The 26,059-nt window shown below is 54.7% G+C and carries 28 protein-coding genes; 19 read left to right on the plus strand and 9 right to left on the minus strand.

What is annotated here, in order from left to right; genetic code table 11:
- Positions 1–16: 16 nt before the first annotated feature.
- The 3 genes from ACFQDM_RS11680 to ACFQDM_RS11690 all read right to left on the minus strand — a co-directional run bounded on the left by ACFQDM_RS11680 (position 17) and on the right by ACFQDM_RS11690 (position 2,947).
- Positions 17–1,306: a metal-dependent hydrolase family protein gene (locus ACFQDM_RS11680; protein WP_377379236.1), complete on the minus strand. Its 1,290-nt coding sequence runs from the start codon at positions 1,304–1,306 to the stop codon at positions 17–19.
- Positions 1,307–1,409: 103 nt separating this feature from the next.
- A complete protein-coding gene (locus ACFQDM_RS11685) occupies positions 1,410–1,934 on the minus strand; it encodes a DUF1993 domain-containing protein (protein WP_377379238.1) in 525 nt (174 codons plus the stop codon).
- Positions 1,935–2,017: 83 nt separating this feature from the next.
- Positions 2,018–2,947, minus strand: a complete 930-nt coding sequence (locus ACFQDM_RS11690) for a hypothetical protein (RefSeq protein ID WP_377379240.1) — start codon at positions 2,945–2,947, stop codon at positions 2,018–2,020.
- A 178-nt stretch (positions 2,948–3,125) separates the two neighbouring features.
- Between ACFQDM_RS11690 and ACFQDM_RS11695 the strand changes: the two genes are divergently transcribed.
- Together ACFQDM_RS11695 and ACFQDM_RS11700 are read left to right on the plus strand one after the other, a co-directional pair.
- A complete protein-coding gene (locus tag ACFQDM_RS11695; protein ID WP_377379242.1) occupies positions 3,126–3,932 on the plus strand; it encodes a DUF1206 domain-containing protein in 807 nt (268 codons plus the stop codon).
- Positions 3,933–3,936: 4 nt separating this feature from the next.
- Positions 3,937–4,929: a DNA topoisomerase IB gene (locus ACFQDM_RS11700; RefSeq protein WP_377379243.1), complete on the plus strand. Its 993-nt coding sequence runs from the start codon at positions 3,937–3,939 to the stop codon at positions 4,927–4,929.
- Here the strand turns inward: ACFQDM_RS11700 and mtgA are convergent.
- Complete coding sequence (gene mtgA / locus ACFQDM_RS11705) at positions 4,903–5,709, minus strand: monofunctional biosynthetic peptidoglycan transglycosylase (protein WP_377379245.1); 807 nt, start codon at positions 5,707–5,709, stop codon at positions 4,903–4,905. The two genes, ACFQDM_RS11700 and mtgA, sit on opposite strands and share 27 nt — an antisense overlap.
- Positions 5,710–5,871: 162 nt before the next feature.
- Positions 5,872–6,960, minus strand: a complete 1,089-nt coding sequence (locus tag ACFQDM_RS11710; protein WP_377379247.1) for a phosphotransferase family protein — start codon at positions 6,958–6,960, stop codon at positions 5,872–5,874.
- A 169-nt stretch (positions 6,961–7,129) separates the two neighbouring features.
- Between ACFQDM_RS11710 and ACFQDM_RS11715 the strand changes: the two genes are divergently transcribed.
- From ACFQDM_RS11715 to ACFQDM_RS11730, 4 genes are all read left to right on the plus strand, one after another.
- A complete protein-coding gene (locus ACFQDM_RS11715) occupies positions 7,130–7,675 on the plus strand; it encodes a heme NO-binding domain-containing protein (protein ID WP_377379249.1) in 546 nt (181 codons plus the stop codon).
- Between the two features lie 14 nt (positions 7,676–7,689).
- The gene (locus tag ACFQDM_RS11720) at positions 7,690–8,091 is read left to right on the plus strand and encodes a histidine kinase dimerization/phospho-acceptor domain-containing protein (protein WP_377379251.1); all 402 of its coding nucleotides are present in this window, start codon (positions 7,690–7,692) and stop codon (positions 8,089–8,091) included.
- Positions 8,092–8,321: 230 nt separating this feature from the next.
- Positions 8,322–8,888, plus strand: a complete 567-nt coding sequence (locus ACFQDM_RS11725) for a heme NO-binding domain-containing protein (RefSeq protein WP_377379253.1) — start codon at positions 8,322–8,324, stop codon at positions 8,886–8,888.
- Complete coding sequence (locus ACFQDM_RS11730) at positions 8,885–9,286, plus strand: hypothetical protein (RefSeq protein WP_377379255.1); 402 nt, start codon at positions 8,885–8,887, stop codon at positions 9,284–9,286. The genes ACFQDM_RS11725 and ACFQDM_RS11730 overlap by 4 nt, the downstream gene beginning before the upstream one ends.
- A 6-nt stretch (positions 9,287–9,292) precedes the next feature.
- On the opposite strand, the gene purD is transcribed toward ACFQDM_RS11730, so the two are convergent.
- On the minus strand, positions 9,293–10,579 hold the full coding sequence (gene purD, locus ACFQDM_RS11735) for a phosphoribosylamine--glycine ligase (protein WP_377379257.1): 1,287 nt from the start codon (positions 10,577–10,579) through the stop codon (positions 9,293–9,295).
- A gap of 162 nt (positions 10,580–10,741) precedes the next feature.
- On the opposite strand from purD, the gene ACFQDM_RS11740 reads away from it, so the two are divergent.
- Positions 10,742–11,152, plus strand: a complete 411-nt coding sequence (locus ACFQDM_RS11740) for a hypothetical protein (protein ID WP_377379259.1) — start codon at positions 10,742–10,744, stop codon at positions 11,150–11,152.
- A 12-nt stretch (positions 11,153–11,164) separates the two neighbouring features.
- Here ACFQDM_RS11740 and ACFQDM_RS11745 read toward each other — a convergent pair whose 3' ends face one another.
- Complete coding sequence (locus ACFQDM_RS11745) at positions 11,165–11,578, minus strand: ketosteroid isomerase-related protein (protein ID WP_377379261.1); 414 nt, start codon at positions 11,576–11,578, stop codon at positions 11,165–11,167.
- Positions 11,579–11,710: 132 nt separating this feature from the next.
- Here ACFQDM_RS11745 and xseA point away from each other — a divergent pair, with 132 nt between their 5' ends.
- Entirely contained in the window at positions 11,711–13,309 is a 1,599-nt protein-coding gene (gene xseA, locus ACFQDM_RS11750; protein ID WP_377379263.1) for an exodeoxyribonuclease VII large subunit, read from the plus strand.
- A 555-nt stretch (positions 13,310–13,864) separates the two neighbouring features.
- On the opposite strand, the gene ACFQDM_RS11755 is transcribed toward xseA, so the two are convergent.
- Complete coding sequence (locus ACFQDM_RS11755; RefSeq protein WP_377379265.1) at positions 13,865–15,220, minus strand: protoglobin domain-containing protein; 1,356 nt, start codon at positions 15,218–15,220, stop codon at positions 13,865–13,867.
- Positions 15,221–15,484: 264 nt separating this feature from the next.
- Complete coding sequence (locus ACFQDM_RS11760) at positions 15,485–15,964, minus strand: NUDIX domain-containing protein (protein ID WP_377379267.1); 480 nt, start codon at positions 15,962–15,964, stop codon at positions 15,485–15,487.
- Positions 15,965–16,162: 198 nt separating this feature from the next.
- On the opposite strand from ACFQDM_RS11760, the gene ACFQDM_RS11765 reads away from it, so the two are divergent.
- The 11 genes from ACFQDM_RS11765 (at position 16,163) to ACFQDM_RS11815 (ending at position 25,669) form a co-directional block, all read left to right on the plus strand.
- Complete coding sequence (locus ACFQDM_RS11765) at positions 16,163–17,152, plus strand: sodium:calcium antiporter (RefSeq protein ID WP_377379269.1); 990 nt, start codon at positions 16,163–16,165, stop codon at positions 17,150–17,152.
- Positions 17,134–17,904, plus strand: coding sequence for an SDR family oxidoreductase (locus tag ACFQDM_RS11770; RefSeq protein WP_377379271.1), 771 nt, complete (start codon positions 17,134–17,136; stop codon positions 17,902–17,904). The genes ACFQDM_RS11765 and ACFQDM_RS11770 overlap by 19 nt, the downstream gene beginning before the upstream one ends.
- Entirely contained in the window at positions 17,901–18,926 is a 1,026-nt protein-coding gene (locus ACFQDM_RS11775) for a threonine aldolase family protein (RefSeq protein WP_377379273.1), read from the plus strand. Before ACFQDM_RS11770 ends, ACFQDM_RS11775 begins: the two co-directional genes overlap by 4 nt.
- A 525-nt stretch (positions 18,927–19,451) precedes the next feature.
- Positions 19,452–20,066, plus strand: coding sequence for a TetR/AcrR family transcriptional regulator (locus ACFQDM_RS11780; protein ID WP_377379275.1), 615 nt, complete (start codon positions 19,452–19,454; stop codon positions 20,064–20,066).
- A 117-nt stretch (positions 20,067–20,183) separates the two neighbouring features.
- A complete protein-coding gene (gene uvrB / locus ACFQDM_RS11785) occupies positions 20,184–22,322 on the plus strand; it encodes an excinuclease ABC subunit UvrB (RefSeq protein ID WP_377379296.1) in 2,139 nt (712 codons plus the stop codon).
- A 4-nt stretch (positions 22,323–22,326) separates the two neighbouring features.
- Entirely contained in the window at positions 22,327–22,557 is a 231-nt protein-coding gene (locus tag ACFQDM_RS11790; protein WP_377379277.1) for a hypothetical protein, read from the plus strand.
- 168 nt (positions 22,558–22,725) lie between these two features.
- The gene (locus ACFQDM_RS11795) at positions 22,726–23,187 is read left to right on the plus strand and encodes an NUDIX hydrolase (RefSeq protein ID WP_377379279.1); all 462 of its coding nucleotides are present in this window, start codon (positions 22,726–22,728) and stop codon (positions 23,185–23,187) included.
- Complete coding sequence (locus tag ACFQDM_RS11800; protein ID WP_377379281.1) at positions 23,188–23,910, plus strand: hypothetical protein; 723 nt, start codon at positions 23,188–23,190, stop codon at positions 23,908–23,910.
- Positions 23,894–24,529: an acetyltransferase gene (locus tag ACFQDM_RS11805; protein ID WP_377379283.1), complete on the plus strand. Its 636-nt coding sequence runs from the start codon at positions 23,894–23,896 to the stop codon at positions 24,527–24,529. Before ACFQDM_RS11800 ends, ACFQDM_RS11805 begins: the two co-directional genes overlap by 17 nt.
- Positions 24,526–25,122 carry a histidine phosphatase family protein gene (locus ACFQDM_RS11810; RefSeq protein WP_377379285.1) on the plus strand — a complete coding sequence of 199 codons (597 nt, stop codon included), beginning with the start codon at positions 24,526–24,528 and terminating at the stop codon, positions 25,120–25,122. Before ACFQDM_RS11805 ends, ACFQDM_RS11810 begins: the two co-directional genes overlap by 4 nt.
- A 1-nt stretch (position 25,123) precedes the next feature.
- Positions 25,124–25,669: an NUDIX hydrolase gene (locus ACFQDM_RS11815; RefSeq protein ID WP_377379287.1), complete on the plus strand. Its 546-nt coding sequence runs from the start codon at positions 25,124–25,126 to the stop codon at positions 25,667–25,669.
- The last annotated feature ends 390 nt before the right edge of the window (positions 25,670–26,059 follow it).

The following is a 26,059-nucleotide window of genomic DNA, read 5'->3' on the forward strand; positions in this document are numbered from 1 at the left end:
TCCCTTTTTATATGTTTTATGGGGAAGATTTGTATACCTGACCGCGCGCCATGACAAAGTCTACATCGAGAAGTTCTTCAACACTTTTCAGTGGGTCACCGGTTACCGCAATAATATCAGCAGACTTTCCAGCTTCGATCGTACCGATTGTGCCGCCCAGCTCGACATGATCCGCCGCAATTACCGTCGCGGCCCGAATCGCTTCTTCGGGCGTAAATCCGGCCTCGACCATATACAAAAACTCTTCGGCATTCTCACCATGCTTGGAGACACCCGTATCCGTTCCAAAGGCGATGGTGACCCCGCCCTCACGTGCGCGGCGCAACATATCCAGCATTAGCGGGCCGATGATCTGCGCTTTCTCTCTGGACGCTTCCGGGAGCCATGGTTCTTCAATCCAGCCCGTCACCGTGATCCCGGCAATGACCGTCGGCACCAGCACGGCGTCATGTTCCTTGAAGAGCGCGATTGTTTCATCATCCAGATACGTGCCGTGTTCGATGGATTTCACACCAGCGCGCAGCGCCGCATCAATGCCATCCTTGCCATGGGCATGCGCGGTCACCTTGCGCCCCATACTGTTGGCAGCCTCGACGATGGCCTCCAGTTCATCGTCGAAGAATTGCTGAGCGAGCCCGGCTTTCGTATTGGAGAGCACCCCGCCTGTCGCCGTGATCTTGATCACGTCAGCGCCTGTTTTCACCGCTTCACGAACGGCGCGGCGGCAATCATCCGAGCCGTCACAGATTGTATCGCTTTTAAAGAGGTTCATCAGAGCTGGCGAAAAACCATTGGCATCGCCATGACCGCCGGTTGGCGAAACCGACTGCCCTGACGCCCGGATACGCGGCCCCGGCACCTTGCCTGCAGCAATGGCATCGCGCAGAGAGAAGATCGCTTCACTGGTCGCGCCGACATCCTGAACCGTGGTAAAGCCCGCCATCAGCGTCTTTCGCGCATTCATCGCCCCGTTAAACGCTTCATCGGCTTCTGACTCGTAGAGAATATCGACGCGAGAAGTCGGGCTGAACTCCGATGTCAGATGCACGTGCGAGTCGATCAGTCCGGGCAGCACAAAGGCTGATCTCAGATCAATGATCGCTCCCTCGCCTTCCGGAGACAGAAAACCATCCTCAACCGAGAGGATTTTTCCATCTTCGACAATGATCGTTTTTTCGCTCTGATACCCTTCGCCCGGAACCGCGAGCAGCTGACCTGCCTGAATATAGACCGTCTCAGCAGACGCAGCACTGGTCAGCAGAAGTGATGTGAAAGCGGCGAATGCGCCGGATAGGTGTCTGAACATGAAGCCCCCCGATTGTCCTGGTGGGCTTCACGTTTGTTTCGGCCCGCTATGAGTAGCAGACTACATGCTTTGAAAGAGCTGTCAGCCCCAACAGAGCCCTGTTCTAGCTCGTCTTCACCTCGAGCGCGCCGAGATAATCCCGCTTGCCAACAGGAACACCTTTCATGCGCAGAATGTCATAGGTCGTCGTGGCATGAAAATGGAAGTTCGGTACCGAAAACGACATCAGAAACCCGGTTGCCGTGAAGGGAATTTTCATCTCGCCCAGGGTGAAGATGACATCATTGCCCTCGCACGCATTCACGTCATCTGGCGTCAGGGCGGAAAGCTCCTCAACCGTTTTCTTCACCAGCGCTTCAAGAGACGCATAATCGGTCTTTTCCATCGCACCGGGGATCCCGAACTGACCGGACTTGATCGCATCAATCGCCTCAATGGAGTGGTGACGGATCGAGTTGATCTGAAAGGAAAATGGCAGCATGTCGCCGCAAAGACGCTCGTCCGGAATGCTTTCCACATCCAGAGCATGTTCCTTGTAGTATTCGCGCCCTTTCGCGAGCACACCCGAAATCGCATTCAGCGTACGGATATAGCCTGGGACCGTTGCATCAAACAGTGAAAATGACATGGGAAACCCCTCCTCTAATGGCCGGATCATGCACCTGTCCGACCATCAGGAAAAGCCGTTTTCGTATGTTTTCGACCATTAGATCAGGCGTTTAACTCGGCCTCGTAATTTGGATAGGAAGCTTTCAGGACAGCATGGTTGAGCACCATTTCTGCCTTCAGCGTCTTGCCTGTCGCATCAAAGACCTGGCTCTTCGTCCAATAGCTTTCCGTGCGGCGGCTATCCGAAATCGCCACGATCTCCCGTCGGATGAGATATGTCTCTCCGACAAAAAGCGGTCCGTCGACATAGCGGATTTCAAGGTCGGCAAAGAGGCCGATCGCCGGGTGCTTGACCGGAAACTTCGCTTCGCGCGCAGTGTACTCGACCAGAACCGAAATCATTTCTGTCGGAATGATCGCACGGCCCCACGGAGACGCAGAATCATCCTTGAACCACGGTGTGCTCTCGGTGATTTTCGACAGTTTCTGATTCAGCGTAAATGGGTAGAGGTCTCCCATATGCTGATCAGGTTTCATGGTCACGATTTCGTCCTTGGCGCCGGTCATCCCGACAGACATGTTCTCAAGGATAACCAGCTTTCCGGGCTCGCGGAGCAAAGCGCGGCGCTCATCGAGCAAGGTCGGACCAGCGCCAAGACTGACGCTCGCCTCCAGGACGGGCGTGCCGTCTGCCTTTTCCGCCCAGGCGCGCAGTCGCGTTTGGGCGTCATTCTCCGGCAATTCGACAAAGGCGCGAACCTCTTCGCCTTCGACGACCATGTTCTTGAAGTGCGAGGAAATGCAGCCCTTCTCGAACCACTCCTTGCCCCAGATCTCCACCATCAGTGGATCGAACTGCGAAAAATGCGTCGGTCCCTCAATCGGCCCGGCCTGAAAGCCAAGCTTTTCTGCTGTACCATCCTCATGGATTGATGAATGGCCGTCATAGGACTGATCTTCCAGCATTTGCGCCGGCGCACGCAATGGGCCGGAAATGACGTTTCCATCTTTGCTGATCTGAGTGTCGAACATGATGTCCTCCCTGGCATCTATATAGTTGACTACACTCATATTGGATGCGCGACGTAGGGGCAAGCAGGCTTGGCAAACATGTTGGCCGCCCATAACCGGAAACAGCAGGTCATTTCGACAGGTTCAGAAATGTTTTCCGGGCTCAGCAACGAAATCTCACAGATGACGTTCTGTCTTCATGTCATTTCATAAAATCCGGGAAATCCTGTTTGAATCAGCCGGGCGTGCGGGGCTGATCGCACGCGCGCTCGTCTATGTGATGGTCGCGATCCTTCTGGTGACGGCCGCTCTGTCACCCGGATCTGCCGATGAAGGCTACTCACCCGGAGACACATTCCGCAATCTGGAAACAGATCAGATCGGCCGGTTGATCCTCTGCGCCATCTGTATTGGTCTCGTCCTGTATGCGCTCTGGCGCGTCATTCAGGCAGGCTTTGATACCTCGTCAAAAGGCAATGATGTGATGGGGGTTCTGGCACGCCTTGGGATGCTGAGTTCCGGTGTCAGCTATTTTCTAGTTGGCATCGCCGCAGGGCTCACAATGTTCGGACGAAACGAGGAAAACGGCGGCGGCGGCACGACGGAGCAGTTTGCAAGCTGGCTTCTCGGCCACCCGTTCGGCACATATCTGCTCGCTGGCTTCGGACTGATTGTCTTTGGTATTGGCATTGCTCAAATCTGGCGCGGCGTCACCAGACGCTGGGTCTCTGGCATCAATATACCCTCTGGCGCCCGCGTCTCATGTCTTGCCATCGACACCGCCGTCGCCGGGCGCGGCATCCTTATCCTGCTGATCGGCGTATTTCTGATGTGGGCGGGGTTCGTCGGCGAAGCAGATGAGGCCAAGGGCATGGCCAGTCTTCTGGGATGGATACGCGACCAGTTTTTCGGCCTCTGGCTCTATCTCGCCAGTGCCTTCTTCATCGGTATCTACGGATATTACTCCCTCATTCAGGCGCGCTATCTGCGCATAGACTTTGACTAAAGGCATGCTGAAAGAGACCCCCACACTTCAGACGGTCACACCTCAGTCCATCGGGCTGAGCAAGGCAGCGACCACGGCTCCCGGCTGGTCACGGCGCAAATGCGGAAAAGGCTGGACGTTTTTCGACGCCAGCGGAGAACGCTTGCAGGGCAAGGCCCGCCAACGCTGTCTGGAGCTTGCAATCCCGCCTGCCTGGCAGGATGTCTGGATCGCGCCCTCCGCCAAAGCGCACATCCAGGTTCTCGGCACGGATGAAGCCGGGCGGCGCCAATACATCTATCACCCGATCTGGCTGGAACGGCGCAATCTGGCAAAATTTGAATCCCTGATCGCATTTGCCGATTGCCTGCCGCGCATACGAAAGCGGGTCCGCACCATGCTCCAGGCGCCGCAAACCCAGCACGATCTCGCGGTGGCATCTGTGATTTCCCTGCTTGATGAAGGCAGCCTGCGCCTAGGTTCCCCCGAACACCGCAAGCGCACCGGCGCGATCGGAGCGACCACGCTGATGAGCAAGCATATCACGCTATGCTCTGACCATCTGGAGCTGGACTATCCCGGCAAAGGCGGAAAAATGCGTCATGTCGAAGTCGAGGACGAAGACCTGACATCTGCCATGCAGACCTTACTGGCTGACCGCCCGCGCAATGTCTTTCGACAGGAAGAGATCCGGGTGTCGCCGGATACCATCAACTCCGTTCTGAAAGACATGACCGGCACGCGCTTTACCGCGAAGCATTTTCGCACCTGGAATGGAAGTGTGGCGGCCAGCGAATGGCTGCATCGCCATCCCGATCAGGCCAGCATCAAGGCCATCAGCGAAGCGGCAGCAGATGAACTCGGAAATACGCCCGCAATCTCCCGGTCATCATATATCCATCCCAGGATCATTGAATCAGCTTCAAACCCGCCCGATTTCGAATGTGCCGGGCCAACACGGCTGAGAGCCTCAGAGCGACGCTGTTACTGGCTAATCACCGAATACGCAGACGTCTAGTCCATCACTCTGCACCACGCGCATACGCTGCTGGATTGTGCCCGCCCTGCCAGACACATAATTGCCCGGCGGATCGACACGCCAGTTGTTGGGGCTCGGCAAAACAGCAGCGAGCAGCGCTGCCTCGCGCGTTGATAGCTCGCTAGCAGGCTTGCCAAAACGGATCTGGGCCGCAGCCTCCGCGCCGTAAATCCCATCGCCCCATTCAGCAACATTCAGATAATGCGTCATGATACGACGCTTCGACCAGATCGTCTCCGTCACCAGCGTCATCCACGCCTCACCTGCCTTGCGGACATAACCCCCACCATTCCAGAAGAAGATATTCTTCGCCGTCTGCTGTGAAATCGTGGAGCCGCCACGGCGCTTACCGCCCTGCTGATTGTTCTCGAAAGCCTTCTGCACGGCGGCAAAGTCGATGCCGTAATGGCTGCAGAACTTTGAGTCTTCTGCTGCGATCACCGCGCGCACCAGATTGGGAGAGATATCGCGCAGGGGCACAATATCGCGGCGCACATCAGCGCCAACGATCCGACTGCCAATCATGTTGAGTGTGGTTGGCGCAGGCAGCAGCGCCAGCATCAGCGCATAGACATGAAAGGCCAGAAAGCACCCGGCAAGACCAATCCCGATACGCGCGCCCCAATACCGCAGCGACTTGCGGTCTGCGCGCTTCTCACCCTCTGGCGGATCAAAATGCGGACGGGGCTCTTTCGGCGCACGAGACGGTTTTCCACTGATGAGATCGTCGGGAACATGATTGGCCGTCGGGTCTGTCATCCGTGTCCTGGTCTGCTGGCAAGAAACCACCCCATGTGGTTTTGCGCCTTTAGTCAAAAAACTGTGGCGTCAGTAAGACGCATAACACCTGCCGCCCGTTCCCGGCGCATGAAAAAAGGCGGACCATTGGCCCGCCTCATTTCCTGAGCATGTCGCGCTCGTTTAAGCAGGCATGCCGGCCTTCTTGGCCTGATCATAAGCGAAGTTCGCCAGCAGAGGCACACGTGCTTCCATGGCCGTCGCATTCGCGTTTGACGCGGTTCCGTCGCGCACACGGCCCACAATGCCCTGACAAATCGCAGCAAGGCGGAAGGCATTATACGCAAAGTAATAGCTGACTTCCGGCAAGGAGCTCAGACCACGGCGCTTGCAGTACATGTCGATGTATTCCTCCATGGTCGGAATGCCATAGGCTTCCAGATCAGGAATATCGACAATCGCGCCACGCCCGTCAGATGACGGCATCACCCAGTTCATCAGGTGATAGGTGAAGTCGGCCAGCGGATCGCCAAGCGTTGAAAGCTCCCAGTCCAGAACCGCAATCACTTTCGGCTCTGTCGGATGCAGGATCATGTTGTCGAGACGATAGTCGCCATGCACGATCGTTGTGGTTTCACCCGGCGGAATGTTCTCCGGCAGCCACTCGATCAGCTTGTTCATCTCGGTGATCGTCTTGGTTTCAGACGCCGTGTACTGCTTGGTCCAGCGGTGGATCTGGCGCGCAACATAGTCGCCTTCCTTACCAAAGCCCTCGAGACCCGCCTTCTTCCAATCGACATTGTGAAGGTCGGCAAAGGTGTTCACCTTCGCTTCGTAAATGGCGCGGCGCTCGGCTGGCTCATAATCCGGCAGGGTCCCATCCCAAAGAATGCGGCCTTCCACATGGTCCATGACATAGAACATGGTGCCGACCACATCTGTGTCTTCGCAAAGCGCATAAGGACGCGCGACCGGATAACCGAGCGGATAAAGCGCATCGATCACGCGGAACTCACGATCGACAGCATGCGCAGACGGCAGGAGTTTTCCCGGCGGCTTGCGGCGCATGACATACGCTTTTTTCGGTGTGATGAGCTTGAATGTCGGGTTGGACTGACCGCCCTTGAACTGGCGCACATCCATCGGGCCTTCAAAGCCTTCGACATTCTCTGTCATCCACTGAAAGAGATTTTCTTCATTGAACTTGTGTGAATCAGCGACTTCCTTCGTACCGCTGAACATTTCCTGCGCTGACGCACCATGCACGGACATGCGACCGCCTCCCTCTGACTTGTCGTTTTCGCGACGAACTTAACGCCGTTTGTGCGGAGTGCAATGTTGACGTTGCGTCTATAGCAATTGCGCAAAAAGCCTAACGCTGAGGGAGCTTTTCTTAACCTTCTCACCATAAAGTGGAAAACATGTTGATTAGGGGTGCGTTATGAAGGGTCTCGTCTTTACGGAACTTCTGTCCATGGCCGATGAGCATGTCGGCGAAGACGGTGTAGACCAGGTTCTCAGCGGGTGTCCGCTGTCATCCGGCGGCGCCTATACGGCCGTTGGCAATTATCCCAGCGAAGAACTCACCACGCTGGTTGGTGCCTTCAGCGATGCGACGCAACTCGATATCGGCCAGTACCAACGCATGTTCGGGCGATGGATGTTCGGAACCTTCCTCGATAGCTATCCGCACTTCTTCGAGAACAAGGCGACCGCTTTCGACATGCTGGACTCCGTCGAAGAAGAAGTTCATGTCGACGTTCGCAAGCTCTATCCGGATGCCGAACTGCCTGTGTTCAAAACCGAACATCTCGACGCGAAAAAAATGGTGTTCATCTACACATCGCCGCGCGGGCTGGTCGATTTCTGCCACGGCCTGATCCAGGCCTGCCTCGACCATTATGGGGAAACGGCTGACATCCAGGTTGAGGTGTCCCGCTCAGACAAGCTCACCACCGCCCGCTTCGACATCACCCGGCTCAGCTAATCTGCGAAACGCCCATGCAAAATGCCCTTCCGAAAACCGCTTCCAATCCCGACACGGTCTCTCGCCTGCGATATGAGCGCGAGCGGTGCGCACGCCTCGAAGCCGAACGGCTGCTGGAGATCAAAAGCCGCGAACTCTTCGAAGCAAACCGCATACTGGAGCAGACTCTCCAGAAGGAAAGGCGCCTCGCAGAACTGCAAATGGAGTTCGTCAATGCGATCAGTCACGAATTCCGAACACCGCTGACCATCATTGACGGCGCGGCAGGTCGCATCAGCAAGCTCACGGACTGCGAAAATTCCGTCTCCATCCACAAGAAATGCGAATCCATCCAATCGGCGATTCAGCGCCTCACAAGGCTGATTGACCGCTGCCTGAGCGTAACGGAATACCTCCCCCGAACAAAGCGTGACTAGGCATTGTTAACCACTGGTTTTGCCGGAGTTTTCGTCCTTACCACTTATTGGTGAATTTTGATCAGGTATGAGAATAAACCCCAAAAATCGTTAACGTAGCTCAACCGGATATTAATCTGTTCTGGGTAATGCGAACAATTTCAATAAAATTCCAACGAACCCGTTTATCATCGCTTTAACGGTCCGACACATCTTCACCTGCTGGGGGCACGCCATCAGGGAGTACATGTGTGAAAGGCGTTTTGTTCGTCGAGCTATTAAATATGGCTGAGGCGGATCTTGGCGAGAGTCGTGTGGATCTGATCCTCAACCAACTAAATTTGTCCTCGGGAGGGGCCTACAACACCGTCGAGCGTTTCTCGCCGGAAGAGTTCGAAACACTGGTTCGCCACATTGCAAATGCAATGGGCGAGACCCGCGCGCAATTATCCAGCCGTTTCGGTCGGTGGATGTTCGCATATTTTGCGCGCATACACCCGGATTTTGTCGAACGACATGCAACGACGTTCAGCCTGCTGAATGCGCTGGAAGATGAAGTTCACTCTGAAATCCGCAAGCTCGATGACCATGCGAACATTCCTCACATGGAGGCAGAGCGCCAATCCGCGTACGAGTTCATTTTCATATATCGCTCGACACGCAAGCTGGTCGATTTTTGCCAGGGCGCAATTGAAGCCTGTCTCGATCACTATGGCGAAGGCGCCCAGGTCAGCCGCAATGTCGTCGAAACGCCGACGGAAAGCATTGTGGTGTTCCACATTCACCTGTCCAAAGAAAACATGATTGTTTCGATATGAATAAGCTCAAGCACACTGATACGATCGAAAAGACAGACTGGGTTTCGCGCCAGCGCTATGAACGCGAACGTCAGGCCCGCATGGATGTTGAAGCCGTCCTGCAAAGACGCAGCCGTGAGCTTCACGAAGCACGCGAAGCGCTGCGAAAATCGCTGCATCGCGAACGCAAGATCGCACGCCTTCAAAGCCAGTTTATCCGGATGGCGGGGCGCGAACTCGACACGCTCATGTTGTCGATAGATGCAACATCAGCCCGGATCGCCCGCAACACGCAAAGCCAGAATGCGGGCTGGATACGCAACAAATGCATGTCGATCCAGACGACCGTGACACGGGTTCGCGTCATCATCGAGCGAACCCTGCACATGGCAGATGAGCAACAGCTCAACCGGGACTGAAAACGCTTAGCTCTTGCGCACGCGCCAGCCGATATCGGTCCGGCAGAAGCCTTCTGGCCACTCAATGGCATTCACCCCGGAATAAGCCTGCGCAAAAGCAGCATCCAGGGTGGTGCCAGTAGCGGTCACGTTCAGAACGCGGCCACCTATAGCAACCAGCGAGCCGTCCTCCAGCACATCCGTGCCTGCATGAAAGACCATGACATCCTTCAACTGGTTGGCCGTCACAATGCCCTCAATGACAGAGCCCTTCGCATAGGACCCCGGATAGCCGTTTGTTGCCAGAACGACCGTCGCAGCGGGCTTGAACCCGCCTTCGGGCTGTAGTTGGTCGAAATCGCGCTGCGACATGCCACCCGTCGCGCAGGCGAGGAGCAGAGGCACAATATCCCCCTCAAGCCCCATCATCAGCACCTGACATTCCGGATCTCCGAAACGACAATTGTATTCGACGACTTTTGGTCCTTCCGGCGTCATCATCAGACCGACATAGAGAACGCCCTGAAACTTTGCATTCTCTGAAACCAGCCCTTTCAGGGTCGGCAGGACAATGCGCTCGCGGACATCATCCATGAGCTCAGAGGTGACCACAGGCGCAGGCGCATACGCCCCCATGCCGCCCGTATTCGGTCCGGTATCGCCTTCACCAACGCGCTTATGATCCTGCGCAGCCGGCAGCAGCACCACATTCTCACCGTCGGTCAGCGCAAACACGCTGGCTTCCTCGCCCGTCATGAACTCTTCGATCACAAGCTCTTTCGACGCGTCTCCATACTTTCCGGAAAGCATGTCCTCGACTTCAGCATCAGCTTCCTCGCGCGTCTCGGCGATGACAACGCCCTTGCCTGCCGCAAGCCCGTCCGCTTTCAACACATAAGGCGCACTCAGCGTATCGAGAAAAGCCTTCGCCGCAGCCACATCCGTCACACGCTTATAGCGAGCCGTCGGAATGTCGTATTTGGCCATCAGATCCTTGGAGAAGCCTTTTGACGCCTCAATCTGCGCGGCGGCGGCACTTGGGCCAAACACGTCGAAACCGCGTGCACGCAAGCGATCTGCAAGTCCCTCAGCGAGCGGCTGTTCCGGGCCAACCACAATCAGATCCGGCTCGAGCTGCAGCACGAGTTTTTCGACCGCATCCTGATCGGTCGGACTGACGTCAAAACACGGACCAATCTCATGCATGCCAGGATTGCCCGGAGCAGACCACACTTCATCGACCAGCGGTGACTGGTTGATTTTCCAAGCGAGGGCATGTTCACGGCCGCCCGAACCGACAATCAGAATATTCATGTCAGATCACATGAAAAAGTCACAGCCATCCGTCAAGCATTCCCTGTGCTGGCCAGCGCGCAATACGCCGAACGCATCGCAGAAACGTCACAGGAAGGCACTTCGACGCGACCATACTCTGTGCTAGCCTTCCCGTGTTCCGCGGATTCGTAAGGAGATGAGATGAGAACGCGTCTTTGTGTTTCAGTATTTGCGTTCATGGCTCTGGCTGCTTGCGGAGAGTCGACACCTCCGCCAGCTGAGGAAGCTCAGGATACCGACGTCACCATGGCCACCGATCTGGCCGAGCGAACCGGCCTGATTTCCGACGGTCGCGCGATCGTCGAAGAAAGCTGCTCTGACTGTCACGCCATCGGCGCGACAGATGAGAGCCCGCGTAATGACGCCCCGCCACTCCGCACCGTGCTTGCGAACCGCGACACCGAAGCGCTTGCTGCTGATTTCCGAGAAGGCATTCACGTAGGTGCAACCGACATGCCGGACTTCGACTTCGGCCCGCTCGGAACCGAAGCCGTCATCGCCTATCTGGTTTCCATGCAACAGGAAGTCCATTCGCCTGATACGGGCGAATAGCAGACCTTCAGCCTAGCCGACCTGCTCGATCCAGTTTGAAAGATTGTAGTAGGTCGTCACGCGCGAAATCGAACCATTGTCGAATTCGAAGAAGGCACCGGCTGGCAGGCGGTAGGTCTGACCCTTCGCTTGCGGCAGGTCGCCATCGGTTTCCTTATAGGTGCCGTTGACGATGAATTCGGCAGCGCCGCGTGTGCCCGCATCATTGGCAAAATACTGAAGATCCGTCAGCGTTTCATCATAGCAAGTGTCCATATGGACGAGGAAAGCGCGAAACTTTTCCTTGCCGCCCCGAACGCCTCCTTCATTCACATCGTGATGAATGTTGTCGCCGACACAGGATACCATGCCGTCCCAATCCTTGGCGTTGAACGCCTCATAATACGCCTGAATGAGATCGATTGCGGCAGTTCGGACAGCAGACATGAGATGACATCCTTTGAAACAGGTTCAGTCTCCTTAAATCGCGCCACGCGATATCAGCAAGCTTTTCCTGTTTGCCGGGCCGAAGAGTCGTGCCACCCCTTGCAAATCCTGCCAGCGTGATAAACTTGATCCATGTCCGATTTCTTCCCTTCCGACCGACCAGCTTCCGCCAATCTGCACGAGTTTTCCGTCTCGGAGCTGGCTGGTTCGATCAAACGCACCATCGAGAATGCCTATGATCGTGTGCGTGTGCGTGGAGAATTGGGACGGGTCACAATCGCCAAGTCCGGCCATATGTATGCCGACCTGAAAGACGATAAGGCGGTCATCAACACCATTATGTGGAAAGGCAGTGTCGGACGCCTGCCCTTCCGCCCGGAAGAGGGCCTGGAGGTCGTCGCCGAAGGCAAGCTCTCCACCTTTCCGGGGCGCTCCAATTATCAGCTGATTGCCGACACAATGAACCCGGCGGGTGCAGGCGCGCTGATGGCCTTGCTCGAAGAGCGCAAGAAAAAGCTCGCCGCCGAAGGGCTCTTCGCTGCGGACCGCAAAAAAGCCATTCCGTTTCTGCCGCGCACCATTGGTGTGGTCACCAGCCCGACCGGCGCCGTTATCCGCGATATTCTGCACCGTATTCGCGACCGTTTTCCGGTGCATGTCATTGTCTGGCCCGCACTCGTGCAGGGCGACAAGGCGGCCGAACAGGTCACCGCCGGTATTCGCGGCTTCAATGCCCTGCCGGAAGGACACCCGTCCCGACCGGACCTGATCATCGTCGCGCGCGGCGGTGGCTCCATTGAAGACCTCTGGCCCTTCAATGAAGAAATCGTTGTCCGGGCGACAGCCGATTCCGTCATTCCGCTGATTTCCGCCGTCGGCCACGAAACCGACACCACGCTGATCGACTATGCTTCTGATCGCCGCGCGCCGACACCGACAGGTGCAGCCGAAATCGCCGTGCCGGTACGCACAGAGCTGATGGAGCGCCTGAATGGACTGGATCAACGCCTGATCCATGGCCTGACGCAATGGACAAAGCGCCAGGAGAGAGACCTCACCGCCATCGCAGCGCGCCTGCCCCGCGCCGAGAGCCTGCTCGATATGCGCCAGCAGCGCTTCGACTATGCCGAAGGACGCCTCGGCTCTGCCCTGCAGACAACGCTGCTGCGCAAGGAGGGCGCGTTTGAGAAGATCGGGCCGCGCCTCAGACCGCAGGCGCTCTCCATGGGCCTGCGTCAGGTTGAAGGCCAGCTCACGCAAACCAGCTCACGTCTGGCAAAAAGCCTGATCCGCGTCACAGAGCGCAATGAGCAGGTGCTGACCGGCCTTGGCAAACGGCTGGAAGCGCGAACAGCCAAACTACAGGACACCCAGCAACAGGACACCGCGCTTGCAAATCTGGACACGCGCCTGACCCATGCGTTTGAGCAAAAAATCTCCCGCAAGTCAGAAAGCCTGAAACGTTCAGCCACCATGCTGGAAGCGCTGTCCTATCAGGCCACGCTCAAGCGTGGCTATGCCATCGTTCGCACAGCTGACGGTGAACTGGTCCGCACGACACAGGCGGCCACGCAGGCCGGCGACATGGTGCTGACCCTGTCGGATGGTGACATTGGCGTCCGGACGACCGGTGATGCGCCCTCGCCTCCTCCGGCCCCAACGCCGAAAGCCAAACCGGCACCAAAGCCTGCACCATCGTCCGGCAAGGACGGACAGGGCAGCCTCTTCTAAAAACGAGAAACCGTTCGAACGAAAACGCTGACAGGTTTGAGCCTGCAGACAGCCTTGCTTTGATTTTCAGGGGATCAGGCAAGTGGCGACCATCTCATGAGTCGGGGGGGATGATTTTTGAGATGGTCGCCGTTTTGCCAGGACGTGAAGGGAGGGAGGGGGGGAATACGCCACGTCCAGGAACATCCGTCTTTCGACACGTGTGTTTTGCCACGATATCAATTTCGAATTAGTTAACAGATACGCGAAAAAAATTCATACTCAACCAAAAACCAAGAAAAGTTGGAATACAGGACAAGTTATACACAGCTTCATTCAAAATCAGCATCGTTACTTCCCTTGTTGTCACGCTATTGCGCCACAAGAAAACAAAGCAAACAGTCGATTGTCAGGAAGATTGACCATGTTTTGTTTTATCTGTTTTTGTGTACAGATTGTCGCACCCTACGAAGGTCGCATGTATTCGTCTTCTCAATCATGAGGCGCAACGAAGATCGCGCAAAGAAAAAGGGCAGACCTGCGCCTGCCCTTTCAACAATCCCAATGAACGAACGTCTATGCTGCGCGGATACTCGACAGGAACTTGCTGACCTCCTGGCGAAGCCTGTCAGCCTGGCTGCCAAGCTCTGACGATGCGCTGACAACCTGCGCCGCAGCGGAGCCGGTTTCCGTCGCACCCTGCTGAACGCCCGCAATGTGAGAGGTCACCTCACGCGTTCCGTCGGCAGCTTCCCGCGTATTTCGGGCAATCTCGCGAGTCGAGGTCGACTGTTCCTCAACGGCCGCATTGATCGCCATCGATACCTGGTTGATCTCGGAAATCGTCTGGTGGATCTGATTGATCGCAGCCACCGATTGCGCGGTGATCGACTGGATCTCCTGGATCTGAGCTGCAATGTCTTCGGTCGCCTTGCCGGTCTGGGTCGCGAGAGACTTCACTTCACTCGCAACGACAGCAAAGCCACGTCCCGCCTCACCCGCACGTGCGCTTTCAATGGTTGCGTTCAGGGCGAGGAGATTGGTTTGCGCCGCAATGTCAGAAATCAGCGACACCACTTGTCCGACCTTTTCGGCAGAAACCGAAAGTTTCTCCATCGTCTCATTGGTCGTCTGCGCGGTGCTCACGGCGCTCGCCGCGATTTTGGTCGCGTGGTTCACCTGTTGTGAGATCTCGGAAACCGCATTCCCCATCTCATCTGCAGAATTGGCAACCGACGTCACATTGGTGGTCGCCTGTTCCATCGCAGCAGAGACAGACACCGAGCGTGAGCTCGTCTGCTCGGCGATTGAGGACATGGATTTTGCCGTGTGCTCAAGTTCCACCGAAGCAGCCGCCACCGTCTCGACAATGCCTGAAATCTTTTTCTCGAATTCGTCGGCCCAACCGGTCATCAGTTTCTGACGATTGTTCTCATCGGTCTTGTTTGCATAGACAGAGATCGCGAAATCCATGTCCAGCATGGCCGCCGACAGGAAAGCGGCCTGAAGCGCTTCCATCTTGCGCATGCTGGCATTGCCCTTGCCGCGCTTGCCCAGCTGGTTCGCAGCAATCTTCGGCAGAATGCGTGAGATGATAAAGTTATAGCCCGCAATATACCAACGCGGCTCCAGACCAATGCGTGCATGTGCCATACCAATGGCGACAGCAGACTTCAGATAGGTCTCGTCAAAGTTTCCTTCGAGGATTGTCATCCAGTGCTCGAACTGACGATCCGCTGCGTGCTGTTGCAATTCCTTCGAGTGAAAGAAGGAAGATGGCGCTGAAAACTTCGCGATGTGAGCATAGAACTCGGTCAGAACGGGCTTGAGATTCTCTTTGACCAGAGGTTTCAGCTCAGACAGCAGACCCTGTGTCTGCGTATCAATTTGCATAAAGGACAGGCGTTCGGCCAGGTCATGATCTTGTGACATATAGAAGGGTCCCCCAGCAGGACTTAACGTGATTAATAAACGCATTTAATTGCAAACAGAAAAAAATGAGTTAACAACTCTGGATCGGTTGTTTACCTCTGATTTTCTCTGACCTATCAAATACTTCGCTCAATGTGGGGCTGGTATATTCATAATGATAAACGATGCGGTTAATCGTTTTTTTTAATTCTGGTCATAAACAAATATAGTTTTGCGACTGCCGCGTTAGTTCTCAAAGAAATGCGCCCAAATTAGCGCAAAAAATCACTTTGATCGTGTTTCAGCGTGCCAATACTTTGAAAATGATCGGCCATGCTTCCATTCAAGCAGTCGTTCTTTTGTCCCGCGCGCAAGGTCGCCCGGCAACGCATTCAGGGCCATGAACTGAAAGTCGGCAATTTCACCGCGTGACGTCATCTCGACGGCTGTCCAATCGGGAATGTGATACAAAAGTACGTGATCATTCGGGAAAATGGCATGATTTGAAAACATGCCCAGCAGGTCCGGCCGCCCTGTGAGCTTCACCCCCGCCTCCTCAATCAATTCACGTTCCAGTGCATCCTCTGCCGTCTCATGCTTCTCGACGCCACCACCCGGCAGATACCATCCCGATACATAGGTGTGGCGAACCAGCAGCACGCGCGCCTCATCGTCCTCAACGATCGCACGGACGCCAAGCGTCAGCGGGCGGGTCATACGGAAATAAGACTGGAACACGCGATTGCGGATTGCGGACAGCCGCATCTTGTCACTCCGTTGGAAAATTGCCCTTCCAACCCTCGCTTTTTTCAAAAGAGCGCGCTAGAGGGAGATTCAAGACAGGAGAAAATCATGCACATTCACGCATCCATCATTGCACTGCTTCTGGCCTTTGGCATTTTCGGACTGCTGAATCTGATCGATATGCATCGCATCGACTAAATTTTCTGCCAGACTGCTGGCATGTTTTCATTTTCGCTAATGCTCTTCGCCGGGCTGGTCATTCTGGCCATTTCCGGTGACAGGCTTGTGCGCGGTTCTGTATCCGCCGCCATGAAGCTTGGCGTGTCTCAGGTCCTCGCCAGCGTGGTGATTGTTGGCTTTGGCACGTCCGCACCCGAAATGCTGGTCGCAATTGACGCGACCATGTCCGGTGCCCCTGGCATGGCCATGGGCAATATCATTGGCTCAAACATTGCCAATATTCTGCTTGTCTTGGGCCTGCCCGCCCTCTTCTTCACATTAAAGCCAAATGGACGCGGCCTTCGCCGGTCGATCATCGTCACCGTCTTTGCGACCGCCGCCTGGCTGATCCTGACACCGATTTACGGCCTGTCCCCGATTATTGGCGTGGCGTTTCTCTGCACGCTGCTCGCCTACATATTCAGCGCGCTTGTCTGGGCCGACAGCCCCGCCACTGAACAACTGGCCGATGACGACATCGTTCATGAAGCCCCCGTCAATCCAATCCTAACGGCAGGTTATATCTGCATCGGAATTGTCGGACTGCCCCTTGGCGCACACCTCACCATCACCGGCGCAACAGGCATTGCAGAGCTTCTGAACTTTCGCGGCGAACTTGTCGGCCTGACCCTGATCGCGCTCGGCACCTCCCTGCCAGAGCTTGCCGCAGCCATGGCCGCCGTCTACCGCAAGGAGCCGGATGTCATCTTTGGCGATGTGGCAGGCTCCAATCTCTTCAACCTGTTGGGGGCTGGCGGCATCATATCTCTCTTCGGCCATTTCGAACTGCCAGCCATCTTCAATCAGTTCGATCACTGGTTCATGGGTGGAACCTTGCTTTTCCTCATGATTTATATTTTCTGCCGACGGCAGATCGGATGGCTCACTGGAAGCTGCTTCCTGGCGATCTATGTCTTATACCTGCTCGGCCTCTATTACTTTTATGTGCTTGGTCTCAACTGGAGTGTTCTATGGACACAGATATCGTAAAGCGCGCCCTGATCACGGGTGCAGGCAAACGCCTCGGACGCGCTATGGCGATCAGCCTGGGATCATCCGGCTTTGAAGTCGCCGTTCACTACAACAGCTCAAGCGATGGCGCAGAAGAAACCTGCCGCCAGATCACCGATGCCGGCGGTAAGGCGGTGATCGTGAAAGCCAACCTCTCCGATGAGGCCGAAACATCAGCCCTGATCGGACGGGCTTCGCAGGCGCTGGGCGGCCATATCGGCTGTCTGGTCAACAACGCATCGACCTTTGAAGACGATAGCGCCCTGTCTCATACGAGAGAGAGCTGGGACCACCATATGAACGTCAATCTTCGCGCGCCCATCTGTCTGGCTCAGAGCTTCGCTCAGGCGCTGCCAGACACAGCGCGCGGCCTGATCGTCAATATGGTCGACCAGCGTGTCTGGAAGCTGAATCCAAACTTCTTTACCTATACTCTCTCCAAGTCAGGCCTTTGGACGGCGACAAAAACGCTCGCTCAGGCGCTCGCGCCCAATATCCGCGTGAATGCCATTGGCCCGGGGCCAACCATGCAGAACGCCCGACAGGATGAAGAGGATTTCCAGAAACAGGTGGACGCGACGCTCACCCAGCGCGGCTCATCTCCGGAAGACATTGTTCATGCCTTGCGCTTCCTGATTGATGCTGATGCCGTCACCGGCCAGATGATCGCGGTCGATGGCGGCCAGCACCTGATCTGGCAGACACCGGACGTGCTGGATGTTGTCGAATGAGCCAGGACGATCTGGATTTCTCGTCGGACACATCGGCGCCCGCCCACCCTGCGGTTCTGGACGCTCTGGCGCGTGCGAACCATGCCATGGCAGCCAGTTATGGCAGCGATCCACTCACCGCAGAGCTCCAATCGCTGATCTGCGAGATCTTCGAGACGGATGTCGCCATTTTTCCGGTCGTGTCAGGAACAGCCTCAAACGCCCTGGCTTTGTCGCTTCTGGCAAACCCGATGGAATCCATCCTCTGCCATGACGAGGCGCACATCGCCCGTGACGAACGCGGCGCACCGGAATTCTTCTCAGCGGGCGCAAAGCTATCGCTTCTGGCTGGCTCTGACGGCAAAATCGCGCCGGAAACGCTGGAGACCGCCTGCAGCACTATCAATCGCGCCTTCGTTCACGAAACACCACCAGCCGCATTATCTCTGACGAATCTGACCGAATGCGGCACCGCCTATACGCAGGACGAAATCAGAACCCTGTGCGAGATTGCAAAGCGCCATGATCTCGCCACCCATCTGGACGGCGCACGTCTGGCAAACGCCCTCGCACATACAGGCGCATCGCTGGCAGACATGACCTGGCGCGCTGGCATTGATGTCCTCTCTCTGGGCCTGACCAAAACAGGTGCCATGTCCTGTGAGATCATCTGCCTGTTTGGCGAATGCCGCGACCGCCTCGATGAATTGCGGGCGCGCGCCAAACGCGCCGGTCATATGCCACCTAAGATGCGCTTTATCAGTGCCCAGGGCCTCGCGCTGTTGTCTGACGGATTGTGGCTGGAGCTTGCCGGGAATGCCAACGACGTCGCGCAGGCGCTCGCAGGCAAACTTGTGGCCTCCGGCGAGGCACAAATTCAGTATCCGGTCGAAGGAAATGAGGTCTTTGCAAGACTCAGCGATGATCTGCTCGGAAAGCTGCAGGGGAAAGGCCTCAAGGCGTATCCATGGCCTGGAGGCGCAACGCGTTTTGTTTGCAACTGGTCGTTGCGTGCTGCGACATTCGACCGCATAAAGCTGTAAAAGTGCTCAAAACGCCGTAGTTGCGAGTAATTCACAAAAACTGCATTCGATCCGTCTTCTTCATATCGAAATTCGCTAAGTAACTAATGCTAAAGTCGAATAAAGCGAAAAATAGAATGAATGTTCATTTTGCTTTGTTACGGTAATCTTTACTAGCTATCCTGAAGAACCGATAAAGAGACGAGACATAGTTTTCGTTAATTCACACACTTAAACAATATTTATCTTGAAATAGTCCTCTTCTTAAACAGCATCAAATATCGTTGACATCAAATAAACCTTACAACTCGAATGGATTTCGAAAGACGCCATTCTATATATGTTATATCAATATATTTACCAAGAATTACATACAATGTTCACTCAAGTAAATGCGTTTAGACTAAAAGAGATAACCAAATTTTCATAGAAAAATTTCAATAAAAAATGACATGTATCAAGTGTTAAACATTGCTGTTGACTTATTCATCGCAATTATTCAACTGACCATGTTTCTAATTAATCTCAATCGACATGTTAGCTGAATTGACTGATACACCTCCCGAAGCACGTTCCGACGAGACACGTGCCCGCATTTTCGAGACGGCCAACAAGCTGATCGAAATTGAACCTCTCGCAAAACTCACCGTGCGCCGCATTGCGGACGCTGCTGGCGTGTCCCCTGCCCTGATCATTCAGTATTTCGGCAGTAAAGATAAGCTGTTGATGCAGATTCACATGCTGCATCACAGCAAGCTCGATGCCGCGCTCCAGAAAGCGTGCGACGACCATGCGGGGCAATCGCTCCTCAAGCATCTGGAAGCCGCAGCCGACGTCTTTCTGGACTTCGATTTCGATAATCCGGACCTGACCCGATACATCTACAGTTTCGCCTATGCGTGGAATGAAGAGATGGAGATCTGGTTCAATGAACAGGTCGCGCCGTTCCACTCAGGTCTGGCACAGGTGATGAAATCCGGCGAGCCAAGCCTGTCGGAAGATGACGCGAAAACCTATGCGATCACCTTCTTCTGTGTTTACGCGCAGCTCATGCGTCAATTGCTGATGAAGCATGCGACGAAAGAGACCGCAATGGAAACGCTCAAGCCGCATCTTCGCATCATCGCCTGCGGCATTCGCTGCCGCGACGAGGACTGCTGACACCTCCTGTCAGCAGAGCGCATTCGGGGGCTGGCAAACCGGCAAGGCTGAGACCATATTGCGTGTATGGCCAGATCTTCGAAAGGCTTCTCAGAAGCCCCCGCATCGCAATTCATCATGGATGGCGCCGTAGAGGTGCTGACGCCGGCTGAGTGGACGCCGCACCGGCCCGACCGCGACTGGGAGAAGGCCGAAGGCGGCAAGGTCTTCAAGCTCCACTCCAAATACAAGCCATCGGGCGACCAGCCAACGGCAATCGACGAACTGGTCAGCGGCCTGTCCGAGGAGAACGAGTTCGACCAGGTCCTGCTCGGCGTCACGGGCTCGGGCAAGACTTTCACCATGGCCAACATCATCGAGCGGACCCAGCGCCCGGCTCTGATCCTTGCGCCAAACAAGACGCTCGCTGCCCAGTTATACGGTGAATTCAAGGACTTCTTCCCGGAAAACGCGGTTGAGTTCTTCGTCTCCTATTACGACTATTACCAGCCCGAAGCCTATGTCCCGCGCTCGGACACCTATATCGAGAAAGAGAGCTCCATCAACGAGGCCATCGACCGGATGCGCCACTCCGCGACCCGCTCCCTCCTTGAGCGCGATGACGTCATCATCGTCGCCTCGGTTTCCTGCATTTACGGTATCGGCTCGGTCGAGACCTACACCGCCATGACCTTCAAGCTCCAGGTCGGCGACCGCAAGGACCCGCGCGAAGTCGCCAAGGACCTCGTCGCCCTGCAATACAAGCGCAATGACAATGCCTTTGGCCGCGGCACTTTCCGCATGAAGGGCGACATCATCGACATCTTCCCGACCCACTATGAAGACCGCGCCTGGCGTGTCTCCTTCTTCGGCGACGAGATCGAGGACATTTCCGAGTTCGACCCGCTCACCGGCAAGAAAACCACCGCCCTGCCCCAGATCAAGGTCTACGCCAACTCCCACTATGTCACCCCGCGCCCGACCCTCAACCAGGCCGTCGACAAGATCCAGGACGAGCTGCAGCAGACCATCGCCACCTTCAAGGAACAGGGCAAGCTGCTCGAAGCCCAGCGCATTGAACAGCGCGTCCAGTTCGATCTGGAAATGCTCCAGGCGACCGGCTCCTGCAATGGCATCGAGAACTATTCGCGCTATCTCACCGGCCGCAAGCCGGGCGAGCCGCCGCCCACCCTGTTCGAATACCTGCCCGAAAACGCCATCGTCTTCACCGATGAGTCCCACCAGACCATCCCGCAGCTCGGCGCCATGTATCGCGGCGACTTTTCCCGCAAGCGCACCCTTGCCGAATACGGCTTCCGCCTGCCCTCCTGCATGGATAACCGCCCGCTCAAATTCGAGGAATGGGACGCCATGCGCCCGCAGACCGTCCACGTCTCGGCGACGCCCGGCCCGTGGGAGATGGAACGCACAGGCGGCGTCTTCTCTGAACAGGTGATCCGCCCGACCGGCCTCATCGACCCACCGGTCGAGGTCCGCCCGGTCTCCACCGGCACCACCAACCAGGTCGATGACGTCATTGCCGAATGCAAGGACACCGCCGAGCGCGGATATCGCTCTCTGGTCACCACGCTGACCAAGAAAATGGCCGAAGACCTCACCGAATACATGACCGAACAGGGCGTGAAGGTCCGCTATATGCACTCCGACATCGACACGGTGGAGCGGATCGAGATCATTCGCGATCTGCGCATGGGCGTGTTCGACGTGCTGATCGGCATCAACCTCCTGCGTGAAGGCCTCGACATTCCCGAATGCGCCTTTGTCGGCATTCTCGATGCGGACAAGGAAGGCTTTCTGCGCTCGGAAACCTCCATGGTCCAGACGATTGGCCGCGCCGCCCGAAACGCCGATGCCAAGGTTGTCCTCTATGCGGACAAGGTCACCGGCTCCATGGCCCGCGCCATGGAAGAAACCGAACGGCGCCGCACCAAACAGATCGCCCATAACGAGGCGAACGGCATCACCCCGCAAACCGTCTATTCCGGCATCAAGGATGTGCTGGAAGGCTTTGTCCCATCCGACCAGCGCGGCTCGGGCGAACAACTTAAAGGTGGCAAGACCCGCAAGAAAACACGCGGCGTGAGCGAAGAATCTGTTGCAATTCAGGGCTCAACCGGCCACAACTTGCAGGCGGTAATTTCTGATCTCGAAAAACGCATGCGTGACGCTGCGGCAGACCTGGAATTCGAGGAAGCAGCCAGACTGCGCGACGAGCTGAAAAAATTACGCGAGGAGAATCTGGATTTGATTGGGTGAGGGAATGAGTACTTTTACACACAAATTTGTTGACCGCGTCTACACGCAAATCGAGATTGAAAGCGGTGATATCAAAACGGTGTTGAACTTGAAAGCGAATATCGAGCTCGACTTCTGCGATGACGATTTTAATCAAAGTCATCGAGACGAGCTCGAGACTGCAGCTTTAAAGTACGCTGAGGATCATAAAGACATCTACGACAGCGTGCGAATGATCTCCAAAGATAAAGATTGAATACAACGAATGATGGGCATGTCAGTGAAGCACTTTTTTCAAAGCAAATGAATTGATCCAATGAATCAATTCAACCGCCAAACGCACTGTTGAGGGACGAGCTGAAAAAGTTGCGCGAAATGAATCTGGATTTGATAGAGTGAGGGAAGTTGGACGACAGGAGCAGTTATGCGCGACATCTTAAAAACCGACGAAGTTGTCGAATTTCCAGATTCTGTCTGTGTTCTCGCTTCCAGCCGAAATGGCGACGTCCTCTTGGTGCGACAATTTCGATCGACTGTAGACAGTTTTTCTTTAGAACTGCCGGGCGGCAAAGTAGAACCGAATGAAAACCTCATTGATGCTGCTCATCGTGAGCTTTTCGAAGAGACCGGCTTCAAAGCAGGAACGCTCGAGAAAATTTGTAAGATAGATTTAGATCTGTCGCGCTCCATTCACCGCACGTACTTGTTTTATGCCGAAAACGCCGAACGCTTCGGGGAAAACAAAGAAGGATTCGATGTTTTGACCGTGTCCACCTTAAATATTTGCAAGTTATTGGAAAGAAAAAAGATCACACATGCGCCTACACTCGTAGCGTTGCAATGGAAGTTATTGCAGGAAAAAGCTCGCCTGGGCGTGGAGAGCTAATTGTCTATTGTTTACGGCTTAATCATCAACGGCATCTCGTTTGTGTTAGGCTATTGCATAAAATGGTGCTTGCGCTGGATATCGTTTAGGCCTGAACGAAAATTCTGGAGGACGCTATCCGCAGTCGCCAAAGGTAACATTGCAATAGTTTTGACGACGCGCGCGGGTTTACTTAGGCGGTCAACGCCAAGAGTAAGCCTGAACGAAGTGGAAGCTTATTCGGACTTACGCCAATCCCTCGAGCGAGTTTCGCTTCAGTTGAAATTGATTTCCAGCTCATCACCGAACGTAGAAGAAATCATCCAGAATCCATTTATCTCGCTGGGAGGTCCAATCTCAAATGAAGTAACCTGCAGGATATTGGAGGAGATATCCGAACAGGTCCATATATCGTTCGAGCGTTCAGAAGCAAAAACCCACAAACTATTGGTCGGCAAGACGGTTTATGAAACAGAATTGGATGCTGAAGAAGAGGTATCGACAGATTACGGCGTAATTATCAGATTAAATAGTTATTCAGATACTAAACGAAATTGCGTCCTTGCGATGGGGTGCCACGGTTTTGCGACGGGTGCAGCAGTAAAGGAAATTACCGGCAAAGCAGGACTGAAAAAACTGAATGCCAAGTATAATGACGAAAGCTTTGTCTTCGTTATCAAAGTAACTGTGCGCAATCGCACAATTCAGAAAACGGAGCGTATATACAGTGTCGCGCTCAAATGATCTATCTTTAGACACAGTCATATATGGTGCGTCAGATTTGGGGTGCAGTGTATACGAAATGCTTCAAGATGTCGCTTCTACAAATTTGGTTGGCTTCCTTGACGATTATCTCAACTTCCCAAAACACAACATAAATGCTCAGGTTATTGGCGATCATCATTATTTGTCGAAACGGTCCCAACCCATAAATGTTATCATTTGCATAGGCGACAACACCAAACGTCGGTTCATATTCGAAAAGATCTCTCAAATAGATTCCGTTCGCTTTAGCGGCTTCATACATCCTGAGGCTTGGATCGAAAAAAGCGCCCGAGTAAGCGAAAGTGCGATAGTTTTCCCATCGGCTTACGTTGGCGCTCAATGCCGCATCGGCTCAAACACGATAGTCCATCCGAACTCAACAATTAGCGCGTACTCTTCCGTTGGCGACTTCGCGCTTATCGCCCCCAACGCCTCTATCGGTTCGGGGGCTGATATTTCATCAGGCGTTCTAATCGGCCTGGGAGCTACTGTAAATCCAGGAGTTAGTATTGGAGAAAGCGCCAAAATCGGCGCATCGGCGGCAGTGATAAAGAACGTGGTCGCGAAACGCTGTGTCATGGGAGTTCCCTCCGCATGACGGCCGCCGACTTGAAAGCAGAACCACAGCTCCTGCTTATGAGGCATGCCGAATGCGAAAAGAATCAGTTGGATCTGATGGGAGGAACCTCGCGAGGCAAATTAACTAATCGGGGATTGAGACAACTAGAATTACTTTTGGAAAAATCAGAAGTAATAGCTCAAGTTAAGGCGATATTCTGCTCTGATCGAATTCAGTGCATCGAAACATCAAAATTCGTGTCGGAAAAGTTAGATATAAATTTTGAGGTGGACCGATTATTAGAACCACTTGATTTGGGGGTACTATCCGGCCTTTCGATTGAGGAAGCCAAGCGATCATATCCCGAAGCGCACCAGTTTATGGAAAAATGGCGTGATAATAAGGCTGACATTTCAGATTTAATGATACCGGGGATGACAGACCCGTCGGTGTTTTATCGACAAGGAGTCCATTTTCTTGAGAAACGAGCTTCTGAAACAGGGCCGTATCTAGTGGTGGCGACGCGATCGGTGCTAATTTTACTGAGAAACGTCTGGCTCAAGAATGAGCCGGGTCAAGGCTACAAAAATTTTGATTTTCAAAACTGCCAGATACTGGAATTATTCAACTGAGATGAACGAAAATGAACTCTTGCGTACTCCCGTATTCAACGTTGTGGAGCGTTTTTTTAAAGGTCAACAATTTTGCCTCTTGAAAAACCGTGATTGGGTGAATGTTTTCGCTTTCTCTGGTCCTAACCTCTGGTTGGTAGAACAGAAGAGATTTGGTGGAGAATACCTTACCGTCGAACCTGCCGGCGGACTGGTGGAAAACGAGCAATCCAACAAAGATGCGGCGAAAGAAGAACTGCAGGAAGAGCTGGGCTTGGTTGCGGCTGAAATGGTTCATGCGGGATCTTTCATGCCAAATCCCGGCTTAATGAATAACAATTGTCACTGCTATATCGCCATCGATTGCGAACCAATCGTCAATCACTCTCCTGAAGAAGGAGTAAAACCAGTGTCTTTGTCGTCGTCTGAGTTGAAAAGCTGGCTGTTCGATACCCCTCCCGTTCATGGACTTGTGATCGCTTCTGCACTTTTGGTTGCTCGCAAGGCTTCTCTTTTGCGTCGGCATCACCCTGACTGGTCAGAAGCGTTTCGCGCCCTTGTTGACTAAACTTACTCAGCTGGCGCCATTCCCTGACGCGTAGGATGCACTGAGGGACGAAGTGCATGCGGCCATCATGAACACCATACGGTCGCCACATACTGAGGCCTGCGTGATGCCCTGATTTGTCATCCCGGGCGAAGACCCGGGATCCAGAAAAACACATGCGATTAATCGGGCTGGATCCCGGATACGCCCTAAAGGCGTTCCGGGATGACAGAGGAGCGCTCATTCAACGCCGGTTCCAGTGCCCGTAGGGTGGGCCTTGGCCCACCATTGCCGATATTGGTGGGCCAAGGCCCACCCTACATTCTCCCCCAAAACTAATCCCACACCACCACGCATGCGCCTATACTCACCCGCATGACCCACGCGCCAACCTCTGACATGCCTCACACC

This window comes from Ponticaulis profundi (genome assembly GCF_042659465.1).
GTDB lineage: Bacteria > Pseudomonadota > Alphaproteobacteria > Caulobacterales > Hyphomonadaceae > Ponticaulis > Ponticaulis profundi.

Excerpts from the sequence above, each read along its gene's own strand:
- ACFQDM_RS11680 (WP_377379236.1), bottom strand. The coding sequence starts at position 1,306 with ATGTTCAGACACCTATCCGGCGCATTCGCCGCTTTCACATCACTTCTG.
- ACFQDM_RS11685 (WP_377379238.1), bottom strand. The coding sequence starts at position 1,934 with ATGTCATTTTCACTGTTTGATGCAACGGTCCCAGGCTATATCCGTACG.
- ACFQDM_RS11690 (WP_377379240.1), bottom strand. The coding sequence starts at position 2,947 with ATGTTCGACACTCAGATCAGCAAAGATGGAAACGTCATTTCCGGCCCA.
- ACFQDM_RS11695 (WP_377379242.1), top strand. The coding sequence starts at position 3,126 with ATGTCATTTCATAAAATCCGGGAAATCCTGTTTGAATCAGCCGGGCGT.
- ACFQDM_RS11700 (WP_377379243.1), top strand. The coding sequence starts at position 3,937 with ATGCTGAAAGAGACCCCCACACTTCAGACGGTCACACCTCAGTCCATC.
- mtgA (WP_377379245.1), bottom strand. The coding sequence starts at position 5,709 with ATGACAGACCCGACGGCCAATCATGTTCCCGACGATCTCATCAGTGGA.
- ACFQDM_RS11710 (WP_377379247.1), bottom strand. The coding sequence starts at position 6,960 with ATGTCCGTGCATGGTGCGTCAGCGCAGGAAATGTTCAGCGGTACGAAG.
- ACFQDM_RS11715 (WP_377379249.1), top strand. The coding sequence starts at position 7,130 with ATGAAGGGTCTCGTCTTTACGGAACTTCTGTCCATGGCCGATGAGCAT.
- ACFQDM_RS11720 (WP_377379251.1), top strand. The coding sequence starts at position 7,690 with ATGCAAAATGCCCTTCCGAAAACCGCTTCCAATCCCGACACGGTCTCT.
- ACFQDM_RS11730 (WP_377379255.1), top strand. The coding sequence starts at position 8,885 with ATGAATAAGCTCAAGCACACTGATACGATCGAAAAGACAGACTGGGTT.
- purD (WP_377379257.1), bottom strand. The coding sequence starts at position 10,579 with ATGAATATTCTGATTGTCGGTTCGGGCGGCCGTGAACATGCCCTCGCT.
- ACFQDM_RS11740 (WP_377379259.1), top strand. The coding sequence starts at position 10,742 with ATGAGAACGCGTCTTTGTGTTTCAGTATTTGCGTTCATGGCTCTGGCT.
- ACFQDM_RS11745 (WP_377379261.1), bottom strand. The coding sequence starts at position 11,578 with ATGTCTGCTGTCCGAACTGCCGCAATCGATCTCATTCAGGCGTATTAT.
- xseA (WP_377379263.1), top strand. The coding sequence starts at position 11,711 with ATGTCCGATTTCTTCCCTTCCGACCGACCAGCTTCCGCCAATCTGCAC.
- ACFQDM_RS11755 (WP_377379265.1), bottom strand. The coding sequence starts at position 15,220 with ATGTCACAAGATCATGACCTGGCCGAACGCCTGTCCTTTATGCAAATT.
- ACFQDM_RS11760 (WP_377379267.1), bottom strand. The coding sequence starts at position 15,964 with ATGCGGCTGTCCGCAATCCGCAATCGCGTGTTCCAGTCTTATTTCCGT.
- ACFQDM_RS11765 (WP_377379269.1), top strand. The coding sequence starts at position 16,163 with ATGTTTTCATTTTCGCTAATGCTCTTCGCCGGGCTGGTCATTCTGGCC.
- ACFQDM_RS11770 (WP_377379271.1), top strand. The coding sequence starts at position 17,134 with ATGGACACAGATATCGTAAAGCGCGCCCTGATCACGGGTGCAGGCAAA.
- ACFQDM_RS11775 (WP_377379273.1), top strand. The coding sequence starts at position 17,901 with ATGAGCCAGGACGATCTGGATTTCTCGTCGGACACATCGGCGCCCGCC.
- uvrB (WP_377379296.1), top strand. The coding sequence starts at position 20,184 with ATGGATGGCGCCGTAGAGGTGCTGACGCCGGCTGAGTGGACGCCGCAC.
- ACFQDM_RS11790 (WP_377379277.1), top strand. The coding sequence starts at position 22,327 with ATGAGTACTTTTACACACAAATTTGTTGACCGCGTCTACACGCAAATC.
- ACFQDM_RS11795 (WP_377379279.1), top strand. The coding sequence starts at position 22,726 with ATGCGCGACATCTTAAAAACCGACGAAGTTGTCGAATTTCCAGATTCT.
- ACFQDM_RS11810 (WP_377379285.1), top strand. The coding sequence starts at position 24,526 with ATGACGGCCGCCGACTTGAAAGCAGAACCACAGCTCCTGCTTATGAGG.
- ACFQDM_RS11815 (WP_377379287.1), top strand. The coding sequence starts at position 25,124 with ATGAACGAAAATGAACTCTTGCGTACTCCCGTATTCAACGTTGTGGAG.